This window comes from Frankia sp. ACN1ag (assembly GCF_001414035.1).
Lineage (GTDB): Bacteria > Actinomycetota > Actinomycetes > Frankiales > Frankiaceae > Frankia > Frankia torreyi.
The window spans coordinates 1-11918 of sequence record NZ_LJPA01000047.1 but is presented as its reverse complement, the minus strand read 5'-3'; the positions used below and the strand labels follow the sequence as shown (position 1 = coordinate 11918).

The window sequence follows — 11918 nt, the reverse complement described above, 5'->3', positions numbered from 1 at the left end:
GGGGCGTTGCGGGAGCGGTTCCCGCAGTCGCCGACGGTGGGTCCCGAGCAGCTTGCGGAGCTGCGGACGTTGGACCAGATCGCCGACTTCGTCGCCGCCGCGCCGCCCGGATCACCCGGATCACCTGCCGCGTCCGTCGGCCCGGAGGCAGGTGGTGTCGACCCAAAAGCCGGTGAGCCGGCCGGGGCGCCGCGCCGGCCCGTCCGGCTGGTGACCCTGCCCGGAGTCGACCGGCTCGACCGCCCCTACGCCGAGTCCCCGGTGGCCGTCGTCGTCCATCGCGGCGACCCGGGCGTGGGTCCGATCCTGGACGGCCTGCGGACACGGGGGTGGACCGTGCGGGAGGCCGACCTCGACGCCGCCACGCCCGGCGGCCCGGCCGTGCCGACCCCCGACGACGTCGAACGGGCCCTGGCCGCCGCCTTCGAGGGGCGGGTGGACCTCGCCCTCACGGTCCTGACCCCGAGCGCTGACCGGGACCGCGCCGACCGGGACCGCGCTGACTGGGACCGTTCCGTCGCGGTGCTCGCAGAGAACGTCCTGGTCGCCCGGCACGCTCACCTGTCGCTGTCGGCGACCGCCGCGGCCGGCTCCCGCGCCGCGTTCGTCACCCTCACCCGCCTTGACGGCGGGCTGGGGCACCATGGCACGGCCGGCGCCGCGGCGTCCCTGCTCGGCGGGGTCGGCGGGATCGTCAAGACGCTCGCCGCAGAGACCCCGGAGCTGTTCTGCCGGGCCGTCGACGTCGCGCCGGGCCTCGCCGGGGACACCGTCGCCGAGCTGCTCGACGCCGAGCTTCATGACGCCGCCCGCGACACCGGCGAGGTCGGCATCGACGCCGGCTCGGTGCGCTGGACCGTCGTCCCCGGCCTGTTCGACCCCCTCGCGGCGGCCGACCAGGCCGTCCCGGCCCCCGTGACCCTCGGCGACGCTGTGACCCCCGGCGACGCTGTGACCGACGGCGACGCTGTGACCGACGGCGACGCTGTGACCGACGGCGGTGCGGAGGCGGTCACCGTCGGCGCGGACGACGTCCTCGTCGTCTCCGGGGGCGCCCGCGGCGTCACGGCGCTGTGCGTGCGCGCCCTCGCCGAGCGTGCCGGCGCCCGCTTCGTGCTCCTCGGCCGGTCGGCCCTGGCCGACGAGCCCGACTGGGCTGCTGGCGTCCCCGACGACGGTCTCAAGGCCGCCGTGATCGCCCGGCTGCGGGCCGAGGGCACCCGCCCCACCCCTCGCGAGGTGGAACGCATCTACCAGGGGCTGCTGGCCCAGCGCGAGATCCGCGCGACAGTCGCGGCGATCGCGGCCGCCGGCGGGCGCGCGCAGTACGTGGCGGTTGACGTGACCGACGCCGACGCCCTGGGCGCCGCCCTCGGCGAGGTGCGCGGGCAGGTCACCGGGGTCGTGCACGGCGCGGGGGTGCTCGCCGACGCGCTGCTGCCCGCCAAGACCGCCGCGGACGTGGCCCGGGTGTTCGCGCCGAAGCTGACCGGGCTGCGGGCGCTGCTCGATGCCCTCGACGGTGCCCCGCTGCGTCACCTGGTGCTGTTCACCTCGGTCGCCGGGCTGTACGGCAACCCCGGCCAGGCCGACTACGCCGCCGCCAACGAGGCCCTGTGCCGGGTGGCCGCGGCGATGAGACACGACCGTCCCGACTGGCATGTCACCGCGATCGACTGGGGCGCCTGGGACGGCGGCATGGTGACCCCCGCCCTGCGGGAGCTGTTCCAGGCGCGCGGCGTCGAGCTGCTGGCCCCCGACGCGGGTGCCCGCGCCTTCGCCGATGCGTTCCGTCCCGACCGCGCCGGCGAGGTGTGCGTGCTCGTCGGGCCGGGCCGCTCCCTGGCGGAACCGACTGCGGCCGGCGGGCCGGCCGTGCGTGCCCGCCGGCCGCTCACCCCGATCGTCGACCATCCCGTCATCGCCGCCCACCGGATCGGTGCCCACCGGGTGCTCCCGGCGACGTTCGGCCTCGGCTGGATGATCAACGTCGTCGAACGGTCCCACCCGGGTCGCCGCGTCGTCGAGGTCCGCGACTTCGCGGTGCACAAGGGCATCGTCTTCGACGGCGCGTCGCCCGACGGCGCGCGGGTCGAGGCCGAGCCCGCGGTTCCGGGCGAGGCGGGGCGGCTGCTCGTCCGCGTCGCGGTCCGCGCAGACGGCTCGGGCCGGCTGCCCGTGTCGCACTACGCGGCGACGTTCGTGCTTGCCGCCGCCGAAGCGGGTCCGGCGCGCCTCGGCCCCGCGGTGGCCGGCTGGCCCGGCTACCGGCTGGGGGAGGGGCCGCCCGACGCCCTGGCCATCTACACCGAGGGCACCCAGTTCCACGCGCCACGCCTGCAGGGCATGCGCCGGGTGCTGGCTCGCGGCGGCGACCGCCTGGTCCTCGAATGCCAGCTCGACGACGACCAGGAGCTGCGCGCGGCGTTCGGGGGCGCGCTGCACAGCCCCGTCCTCGCCGACGTGCTCCTGCAGGGGCCGCCGGTGCTCGGCAAGGCCCTGCTCGGCCAGGCCTGCCTGCCACTGGGCATCGGCCGCGCCGAGTACTTCCATCCCCTGCCCGACGCCGCGCCCTTCGTCCTCGTGCTGGACGGGGCGCGGGTGGACGCCGGCGGCGGCACGGCGACCGTGACCGCCACCGCCTGCACCCCGGACGGCGCCGTCCTGGTGCGGTTCACCGATGTCACGGTGGCCGCGACGCCAGGCATGGCCGCGAAGTTCGCCGAGGCCGTCCAGGCCTGGCGGCAGATCCCCACCGCGGATCCCACCCCGACCGACAACGAGGAACTCCCGTCATGACCGTGGTCGACCAGGCCGAGCGCCTCGACTTCGTCGGCGAACCGTTCGACCCGCTGGCCTTCGCACCTGCCTCGGGTCCCGCCGCGCCGCCTTCCCCGCCCTCCTCGACTGCTCCGTCCTCCCCTGCCGAGACCCATCCTGCCGAGACCCATCCTGCCGAGACCCATTCCACCGACGCGCGCCCCACCGAGCTGATTCGGCAACTGCGCGCGACGACCGCCGCGGCGCATGCGAGCGCCCTGCGAGCCCAGGCCGCGCTGCAACTGCGCGTACTAGGCGGGCTCGACGGCGGGCCGGCGCGTCCGGTCGGGCCGGCCCTCCTCCCGTCAGCTCCTGCCCTCCCGTCAACTCCTGCCCTCCCGTCAGGTCCTGCCCTCCCGTCAGGTCCTGCCCTCCCGTCAGGTCCAGCGGTGCCCACCGGACTGCCGCCCGCCCCGGCGCGGCCCCGGGTCACGACCGAGGCGTCGTTCAAGCCGTTGGCCCGCAGCGCCGTGGGGGTGCTGGGCGTCGCCGACCTCGACCGGTTGGCCCGGGGCGCCATCGCCGACGTCCTCGGCCCGGCCTACGACCAGGACGGCCACGACCGCTCGGTGCGCCTCGCCGCCGACGGCGGGCTGCTGCTCGCCGCCGTCGACGCGATCGAGCTGCGCGGCGGGCGCCCCGGGCGGGGCCTGGTCCGTGCCCGGCTCGTCGGCCCCGCACCGCACGGCGAGGGCCTGGTCGAGGCCGCGGCCCAGGCCGCCCGCCTGTTCGCGGTGTACCTCGGCCTACACCTGTGCCTGCTCGACGCCCACTTCGTCGACGGCGCCGCTCCCGGCACTCAGGTCGACCCGGCTGTCACCGGTTCGGGCGAGCTCGAGCTGGTCCTCGAGGTGACCGACATCGACCTGGTGCCGCGGCCCGCGCTGCGCGCCGACGCCGAGATCCGCCCGGTCGGCAGCGACCAGGTGCTCGGGCGCGTCACCGACGTCGCCGTCGGCCTGCGCGAGGGCGCCGGCCGGCCGGTCGGGCCCGGGCCCGGCGGGACGACGCCGGTCTGGCTCGGCCGGAAGAACCGTTTCGGTGACCCGGCGATGCTCAACGAGTTCCACATGGCCCACTTCTGCCGCGGCGACCAGGCAATCGCCCTCGGCCCGGAGTTTGCCGGCTACACCGGCCGCAAGGCCACCCGGCTGCCGTCGGGCGGGCTGCTGCTCGTCGACCGGGTGCTGGAGGTCCACGGCACCCGCGGCGATCCGGCGTCGCTGGCCGGCGGCGCCTGGCACGTCACCGAGTACGACGCGCCCGCGGACTCCTGGTACTTCGCCGACACGGCGAACGCCTCGATGCCGAACTGCGTCTACATGGAGACGTCGCTGCAGGCGGCGCTCATGGTCGGCTACTACCTGGGGGCTACGCTGGCCGACCCGGCGGCGATGGTCAGCCTGCGCAACCTCGGCGGGACCGCACGGGTGCTGCGCGAGGTGGACCTGCGCGACGCGACGATCCGCCAGCACTCGACGCTGCTGTCCACCACCGACATGCCCGGTTCGTCGCTGCAGAGCTTCGGCTACACCCTGTCCGTCGACGGCGAGCCGTTCTACGAGGGCGAGACGATGTTCGGCTACTTCAGCGACGCCGCGCTGGCCAACCAGACCGGCCTGGACGCCGGCCGGTCGGTGCCGACCTGGCTCGACGCCATCTCGCCGCGACCGGCGGTCCGCACCCTCGACGTCGCGGCGCGCCGCGACGACCCGGGCGCGCCCCTGGTCGCCCGGGACCACCTCGCCCTGCTGGACACCCTCGACGTCGTCGACGGCGGCGGCCGCTACGGCCAGGGCTACCTGCACGCCGTACGCCCGATCGACCCGGACGACTGGTTCTTCGCCCGCCACTTCCACCTCGACCCGGTCATTCCCGGTTCCCTCGGGGTGGAGACGGTGATCCAGGCGATGCAGGAGTGGCTGCTCGACTCGCCCCACGCCGAGGGCCTGGTCGACCCGGCCTTCGTGCTGCCGGTGGACGCGCCGTTCACGTGGAAGTACCGGGGACAGTTCCTGCCGACGGACGGGGAGACCCGTCTGGAGGTGCACCTCAAGGAGGTGCGCCGCGCCCCCGGCCGGGTCCGCGTCACCGCCGACGCGAGCGTCTGGAAGCCGGGGCTGCGCATCTACGAACTCATCGATGTCGCCGTCGAACTGCGCACGGACGGAGCCGCCCCATGGTGACGCCCACGGCCACAACAGCGAGCCGGCCCGCGGCCCCGCCGGCCCCGCCGGCCCAGGCGGGTGGCGACCTGGCGCAGGTGCAGCGCGACCTGCTCGCCCTCGACCTGCCCTGCTATGTCCTGCGCGATGGTGTCCTGCGCGACGGTCAGCAGGTCCGCACGAGCACCGACGCGACGCAGGTGGGCCGGGTCGTGACCGGCGGCGGCCAGGTGCTCGCCGCCGTCGGGCCGCGGCCGGCCCACGCGCTCGGCGACCCGGAGTTCCGCCGCGCTCACGGCGTCCGGTACGCCTACATGGCCGGGGCGATGGCCAACGGCATCGCCTCGGCCCGGATGGTCGCCGCGCTGGCCCGCGAGGGCTACCTCGCCTCGTTCGGCGCCGCCGGCGTCCTGCCGGCCCGGGTCGACGAGGCGCTCGCCGCGATCGGGCGGGACGCGCCCGGCAGCCCCTTCGCCTGCAACCTCATCCACAGCCCGAGCGAACCGGCGCTGGAGGCGGCCACCATCGACGCCTGCCTGCGCCACGGGGTCGGGTGCGTCGAGGCGTCGGCGTTCGTCGAACCCACCGCGCAGCTCGTCCGCTACCGGCTCGCGGGCCTGCGCCGCGACCGGTCCGGCCGGGTCGAGGCCGCCCATCGGGTGATCGGCAAGGTGTCGCGCGCCGAGGTCGCCGAGCGGTTCCTGCGCCCGGCGCCGCCCGAGCTGGTCCGCCGGCTCGTCGAGACCGGCGACGTCACGGCCGAGCAGGCCGAGCTCGCCCGCGCGGTGCCGCTCGCCGACGACCTCACCGCCGAGGCGGATTCCGGCGGCCACACCGACCGCCGGCCGCTGCTGGTGCTGCTGCCGGAGCTGCTCGCGCTCGCCGAGCGGATCCGGCGCGAACAGGGCTACGCCGCGCCCGTGCGGGTCGGCGCGGCCGGGGGCATCGGCACACCGGCCGCCGCGGCGGCGGCGTTCGCCCTCGGCGCCGCCTATGTCGTCACCGGCTCGATCAACCAGAGTTCGGTCGAGGCCGACCAGTCCGACACGACCAAGCGGCTGCTGGCCGCGACCGGCGTCGCGGACACGGTGATGGCGCCGTCCGCGGACATGTTCGAGCTCGGCGTGGAGGTCCAGGTGCTGCGCCGCGGAACCCTGTTCCCCGGCCGGGCGCGCCAGCTCTACGAGCTCTACCGCACCTACGACGGCGTCGACGCGCTGCCCGCCGACATCCGGGCCACGCTGGAGACGCGGGTGTTCCGCCGCTCGCTCGACGACGTCTGGCAGGACTGCGTGCGGTACTTCTCCGAGCGCGACCCGGACCAGATCACCCGCGCCGCGGACGACCCGCGCCGCCGCATGGCGCTGGTGTTCCGCTGGTACCTGGGGCGCTCCTCGGGATGGAGCATCGCCGGGGACGCCGAGCGTGCCCCCGACTACCAGGTGTGGTGCGGGCCGGCGATGGGGGCCTTCAACGGCTGGGTCGCCGGCACCTACCTGGCACAGGTGGGCAACCGCCGGGTCGTCGACCTGGCCACCCACCTGATGCGGGGGGCGGCATACGCCGACCGCGTCGCGGCGCTGCGCGCGGCCGGGCTGCGCCTGCCCGCCGCCGCCGCGGCATACCTGCCCGCCCCGCCGCCGAACGAGACAGCCGTCAGGAGAGGCAGCCAACCATGACGATCGAGGCCATCACGATCGGGCCCGCCACGGTCGAGCCCACCACGGTCGAGCCCATCCCCCGGCGTGGCCCGGGATCGACCTGGCTGCTCTGCGGGGGCTGCGGCACGATGCTCTACGAGCGGCGGTTCGCCCGCGACGGGCGGGTCTGCCCCGACTGCTCCTGGCACGCCCCGATGACCATCCACCAGCGTCTCGACCTGCTCCTCGACGCCGACTCGGCGCGGCCGGTGGACGTGCCGGCGATCGACGGCGACCCGCTGGAGTTTACCGACACCCGCCCCTACCGCGACCGGCTGCGCGACGCCCGCGCGAGCACCGGCCTCGACGAGGCGGCGGCCTGCGTGCGCGGAACCATCGACGGCAACCCCGTCGTCGTCGTCGTGATGGACTTCCGCTTCCTCGGCGGCAGCCTCGGCGCGACCGTCGGCGAGGTGTTCACCCGGGCGGCCGAGCTCGCCCTGCGCGAACGCACCCCCCTGCTGACCGTCACCGCCTCCGGCGGGGCGCGGATGCAGGAGGGCGCGATCGCCCTGATGCAGATGGCCAAGACCAGCCAGGCCCTCGGCCAGCTCGACGAGGCCGGGATCCTGACCGTCTCGCTGATCACCGATCCGACCTTCGGCGGCGTGGCGGCCTCCTTCGCGACGCTCGCCGACGTGATCATCGCCGAGCCGGGTGCGCGGCTCGGGTTCGCCGGGCGCCGGGTGATCGAGCAGACCATCCGCCAGTCCCTGCCCGAGGACTTCCAGACCGCCGAGTTCCTGCTGGCCCACGGCGTCGTCGACCTCATCAGCCCCCGGCACGAGCTGCGGGCGAACCTGGCCCGGCTGCTGTCGGTGTCGAGCCGGCGCGCCGACGGCATTCCCCGCCAGGCGGGGCGGCCGGACCGCGCGGTCGTCACCGACCCGGAGCAGCTTGCGCGGCGCGACGCCTGGGAGAGCGTGCGCGCCGCCCGCCGCCTGGGCCGACCGACGACGCTCGACTACGCCGCCATGATCCTCGAGGACTTCACCGAGCTGCGCGGCGACCGGATGTCGGCCGACTGCCCGGCGCTGGTCGCGGGTCTGGGCCGGCTCGACGGGATACCCGTCGCCGTCCTCGGCACCCAGAAGGGTCACACCGCCGACGAGCTGCGCTACCGCAACTTCGGGATGCCGACCCCGGCCGGCTACCGCAAGTCCGCCCGGGTGATGCGGCTGGCCGCCAAGCTCGGGCTGCCGGTGATCACCCTCATCGACACCGCCGGCGCCTATCCCGGCATCGAGGCGGAGGAGCAGGCCCAGGCCGTCGCGATCGCCGAGAACCTGCGGCTGATGGCCGGGCTGCCCGTGCCGGTCGTCGCCGTGGTCACCGGCGAGGGCGGCAGCGGCGGCGCGCTAGCGCTGGCGTTCGCCGACCGCGTCCTGATGTGCGCGAACGCCGTCTACTCGGTGATCAGCGCGGAGGGCTGCGCGGCGATCCTGTGGAAGAACCCGGCGGCCGCGCCGACTGCTGCCGCGGCCCTGCGGGTCGACGCCCGCGAGCTGTTGCGGCTCGGTGTCGTCGACGGCGTCATCCCCGAACCGGACGGCGGCGCCGACGCCGATCCGGCGGGAACCGCCGCCCGCCTGCGTGAGGCGTTGCGGGGCGCGCTCGCCGACCTGCTGCCACTGGACCAGATGAACCTGGTGACGCGCCGGCGGGCCAGGTTCCGGCAGTTCGGCGTCGCGACACCTGCATCTGCACCGGTGCCGGCGCCGGCGCCGAGCGGCGACGCGCACGAGTCCCAGACCGACCGGAGCGTGGAGGCGACCAGATGACGACCGACTCGACGGCAATCGACCAGGTGCCGGGAACGACCGGGGACGTCGACCCGGACGGCGGCGACAGCCGGGTGCCCGCACCGGCCGTGGACGCCGTGGTCGCGGTGCTCGGCGCGCACGTGCTGGAGCTGTCCGTGCGGGCACGGGTCGCGCCGAGCCACGTCCGCGTGTCGGCCGGCGATGTCAGCGTCGAGATGGGCTGGACGAGCACCGGCCCGGGGTACGCGGAAGCACCGATCGCGCCCGCGCGGACCCGCTGGGCCGCGCCCTCCGCCCCCATGGCCCCGGCAGCACCCGCGGCGGTGTCCGCACCCGCGGCGGTGGCCTCCGCCCCGGCCGCGGCTGCGGCTGCGCAGCCGAGTGAGCCGGCGGCGCCCGAGGAAGCCGGGACGTTCCCGCTCGGTTCTCCGTCGGTCGGCATGTTCTACCGCGCGCCGGAACCGGGCAAGCCGCCGTTCGTCGCCGAGGGCGACACGGTGCGGGCCGGCCAGCAGGTCGCGATCGTCGAGGCGATGAAGCTGATGATCCCGATCGAGGCGGAGCGTGCCGGGCGGGTCGTGCGGATTCTCGTCGAGGACGCCACCGCCATCGAGCACGGGCAGCCGCTGTTCCTGCTCGCGCCGCTGGACCAGGCCCCGAACGGGAGCCGTTGATGTTCAGCAGCGTCCTGGTGGCCAACCGAGGCGAGATCGCGCTGCGGGTGGTGCGCACCTGCCGCGAGCTCGGCATCCGCACGATCGTCGCGCACTCGGCCGCCGACCGGGATTCCGCGGCCGTCCGGCTGGCCGACGAGTCGGTGCAGGTCGGCCCGGGTCCGGCGAAGCGCAGCTACCTGAACATCCCGGCGGTGGTGGAGGCCGCCCGGACCCGCGGCGCCGAGGCGATCCATCCGGGCTACGGCTTCCTGTCGGAGAACCCGGAGTTCGCCGAGGTCTGCGAGGACGAGGGGATCGTCTTCATCGGGCCGCCGGCCGACGTCATGGCCCGGCTGGGGGACAAGGCCGTCGCCCGTGGGATCATGCGTGACGCTGGCCTGCCGCTGCTGCCGGGAAGCCGCGACGCCCTCGACGGCCCGGACGCCGCCCTCGCGCTCGCCGGCGACATCGGCTACCCATTGATTCTCAAGGCCGTCGCCGGCGGCGGCGGTCGTGGCATGCGCGTCGTCCACGACCGCGCGGACCTCCCCGCCGCCTACGCCGAGACCCGGGCGGCGGCCCTGGCCGTGTTCGGCGACGGCCGGCTGTACCTGGAGCGCTACCTCGAATCCGCGCGCCACGTCGAGATCCAGGTGCTGTGCGACGGCCACGGCAACGGCGTCCACCTGGGCGCCCGCGACTGCTCGCTGCAGCGGCGCCACCAGAAGCTCGTCGAGGAGTCCCCGGCGCCCGGGGTGGACCCCGACGGCGTCGCCGAGCTGGGGGAGGCGGCGGTGCGCGCCGTGCTCGCGGCCGGCTACGTCGGTGCCGGCACCGTGGAGTTCCTCTACGATCCGGCGCGCGGGGCCTACTACTTCATGGAGGTCAACTGCCGGCTGCAGGTCGAGCATCCGGTCACCGAGATGGTCACCGGCCTCGACCTGGTCGCCGAGCAGCTCCGGGTCGCGGCGGGCGAGGAGCTCGGCTACCCGCAGTCCGACGTCACCGCCCGCGGTGTGGCCATCGAGTGCCGGGTGAACGCCGAGGATCCCACCCGGGACTTTCGCCCCACCCCGGGTCTCGTCACCGAACTGGACCTGCCCGGCGGTCCGTTCGTCCGCGTCGACACCCACCTGACCGCCGGCTACCGGATCCCGCCGCTGTACGACTCGCTGCTGGCCAAGGTCGTCGTCTGGGCACCGGACCGCGACGGCGCGATCGCCCGGATGCGCCGCGCGCTCGCCGAGACCCGCGTCGTGGGCGCCGGTGTGGCGACGACGGCCGGCTTCCTCGCCGACGCGCTCGACCACCCGCGCTTCCGCGCCGCCGAGCACGACACATCCCTTGCCGAGACCCTCCTTGCCCCGGCCGAGCCCCGAGTGGCCTAACCGGAACCGGTGCAGAGGCCCTTCGGTTCCGCGGTTCCGCGGAACCGGCCCCGCCTCGGTCTGTCACTCAGGGGTTGGCTCAGGGGTTGAGGAGGGCGTGGATGGAGTCGAGGAGGCTGAGCCGGCCGCCGTCCTCGGTGTGGATGGCGGTGGAGGTGACGTGGCGGGTGGCGCGCGCGAGCATGGCGGCGGGTTCGGGGCCGGGGAGGATGGGTGGGGCCTCGGTGAGAGCGCGGCCGTCGGGGATCCGGGCGGTGACGGTGCCGTCCGGGGCGCGGTCAAGGTGGATGTGCTCGTCGTGGATGGCGTGGTGGTGGGCCGTGCAGAGCAGGAGTAGCCGCCTCACACTTCGGTTGAGGCACCACCATTCGATCATGTTCCCCATCGGGGTGGAGGCCCCAGCAACCGCCGAAGATCCATCTTCTGTTGATCCGTCAGACGCGGCGCACGTGCGAGCAGCCGCGCCACATGATCCCCGATTGATGATCTTTCCGCGGGGGGCAGCCCGCCCGCCCGCCCGTCCGCGGGCATCGGCGATCCGGCCGGCTGCACCATCGTCGGCGCCGCATCCGGCGCGGCGCCGTCCGGGTCGGCTGGGCCGCCGTCCGGTTCATCGCCGAACGGCAGGAACCTCTCNCCGNNGAGNCTCGGCTCACCGCCNGNGCCGNTCANGCCGNNACGTCGNGCTTGCATCAGGGGAACACCGCTTCCAGGCGGACCCCACCGACCGACGGCACGAGACCGACGGGCGCAGGGGTCGACGGGAACAGGACGGCAGTCACCGACGCGCTCCGAGCCCGACCCGGACCGTCACCGCGGNCCCACGAGGTAGCCCGTCCACCTGGCGTCACAGCACACGCGAACCGCGGCAGGACGACCAGCGCCCCACCCGCCTCATCCCCAACGACCAGAGTCGAACGCATGTTCCCATCGGGTGGGGTGGGATCAACGGCCGGCACCCCCCGGGCCCGTTCACATGATCGGCAAAGAATGCGGCAGCGCACAGGAATACCCCCGGGGGTCAGGAAGGGGAAAAGCGGAAACCGGAATGGTTCCCGCTCCACCTACCCTGCCGCCGCGCATACCGGTGTGGAACGGTGCAGATTCGGTTATTCCACGGAATTTCNCCGGCGTAGACGCGGAGTCCACGCCGCGTCAGCCCGGAGCCGACCCGGAGTGGACGGCCCGGAGTGCCCGCGGAGCAGACCCGGACCAGACCCGGAGCCGACCCGGAGAACCNCCGGAGCGCACCCCGCCCGTCCCGCCGTCACCCCACCGTGCTCGAGAAACAGGCGTTCGTCTGGGTACGAGTGCGGCCCCGGACCGGTGGCGAGGGGGCGCCTACCAGTCCGGGGCCGACTTCCGTGACCGGCCGGCGTGCCGGTCACGAGGGGGGAGAGGGCCCCGCCGCGTGGACGAGACGCAC

7 protein-coding genes are annotated in these 11918 nt (G+C 75.1%); 6 read left to right on the top strand and 1 reads right to left on the bottom strand.

Annotation, left to right across the window (positions count from 1 at the left end; all coding sequences use genetic code 11):
- From UK82_RS27755 to UK82_RS27730, 6 genes are all read left to right on the top strand, one after another.
- Positions 1–2799, top strand: a 2799-nt coding sequence (locus UK82_RS27755) for an SDR family NAD(P)-dependent oxidoreductase (protein WP_152990039.1), incomplete at its 5' end; no start/stop codon positions are given.
- The gene (locus tag UK82_RS27750) at positions 2796–5006 is read left to right on the top strand and encodes a beta-ketoacyl synthase (RefSeq protein ID WP_055410266.1); all 2211 of its coding nucleotides are present in this window, start codon (positions 2796–2798) and stop codon (positions 5004–5006) included. The genes UK82_RS27755 and UK82_RS27750, both read left to right, overlap by 4 nt.
- Positions 5000–6664 (top strand): PfaD family polyunsaturated fatty acid/polyketide biosynthesis protein, encoded by a 1665-nt coding sequence (locus UK82_RS27745; protein WP_044886390.1) that lies wholly within the window; start codon positions 5000–5002, stop codon positions 6662–6664. The genes UK82_RS27750 and UK82_RS27745 overlap by 7 nt, the downstream gene beginning before the upstream one ends.
- Positions 6661–8466 (top strand): acetyl-CoA carboxylase carboxyl transferase subunit, encoded by a 1806-nt coding sequence (locus tag UK82_RS27740; RefSeq protein WP_055410264.1) that lies wholly within the window; start codon positions 6661–6663, stop codon positions 8464–8466. The genes UK82_RS27745 and UK82_RS27740 overlap by 4 nt, the downstream gene beginning before the upstream one ends.
- A complete protein-coding gene (locus tag UK82_RS27735) occupies positions 8463–9122 on the top strand; it encodes an acetyl-CoA carboxylase biotin carboxyl carrier protein subunit (protein ID WP_044886388.1) in 660 nt (219 codons plus the stop codon). The genes UK82_RS27740 and UK82_RS27735 overlap by 4 nt, the downstream gene beginning before the upstream one ends.
- Positions 9122–10492 (top strand): acetyl/propionyl/methylcrotonyl-CoA carboxylase subunit alpha, encoded by a 1371-nt coding sequence (locus UK82_RS27730; RefSeq protein WP_044886387.1) that lies wholly within the window; start codon positions 9122–9124, stop codon positions 10490–10492. Before UK82_RS27735 ends, UK82_RS27730 begins: the two co-directional genes overlap by 1 nt.
- Positions 10493–10571: 79 nt before the next feature.
- On the opposite strand, the gene UK82_RS27725 is transcribed toward UK82_RS27730, so the two are convergent.
- Complete coding sequence (locus tag UK82_RS27725) at positions 10572–10838, bottom strand: hypothetical protein (protein WP_055410262.1); 267 nt, start codon at positions 10836–10838, stop codon at positions 10572–10574.
- Positions 10839–11918: the final 1080 nt, after the last annotated feature.

Excerpts from the sequence above, each read along its gene's own strand:
- UK82_RS27745 (WP_044886390.1), top strand. The coding sequence starts at position 5,000 with ATGGTGACGCCCACGGCCACAACAGCGAGCCGGCCCGCGGCCCCGCCG.
- UK82_RS27730 (WP_044886387.1), top strand. The coding sequence starts at position 9,122 with ATGTTCAGCAGCGTCCTGGTGGCCAACCGAGGCGAGATCGCGCTGCGG.
- UK82_RS27740 (WP_055410264.1), top strand. The coding sequence starts at position 6,661 with ATGACGATCGAGGCCATCACGATCGGGCCCGCCACGGTCGAGCCCACC.
- UK82_RS27735 (WP_044886388.1), top strand. The coding sequence starts at position 8,463 with ATGACGACCGACTCGACGGCAATCGACCAGGTGCCGGGAACGACCGGG.
- UK82_RS27750 (WP_055410266.1), top strand. The coding sequence starts at position 2,796 with ATGACCGTGGTCGACCAGGCCGAGCGCCTCGACTTCGTCGGCGAACCG.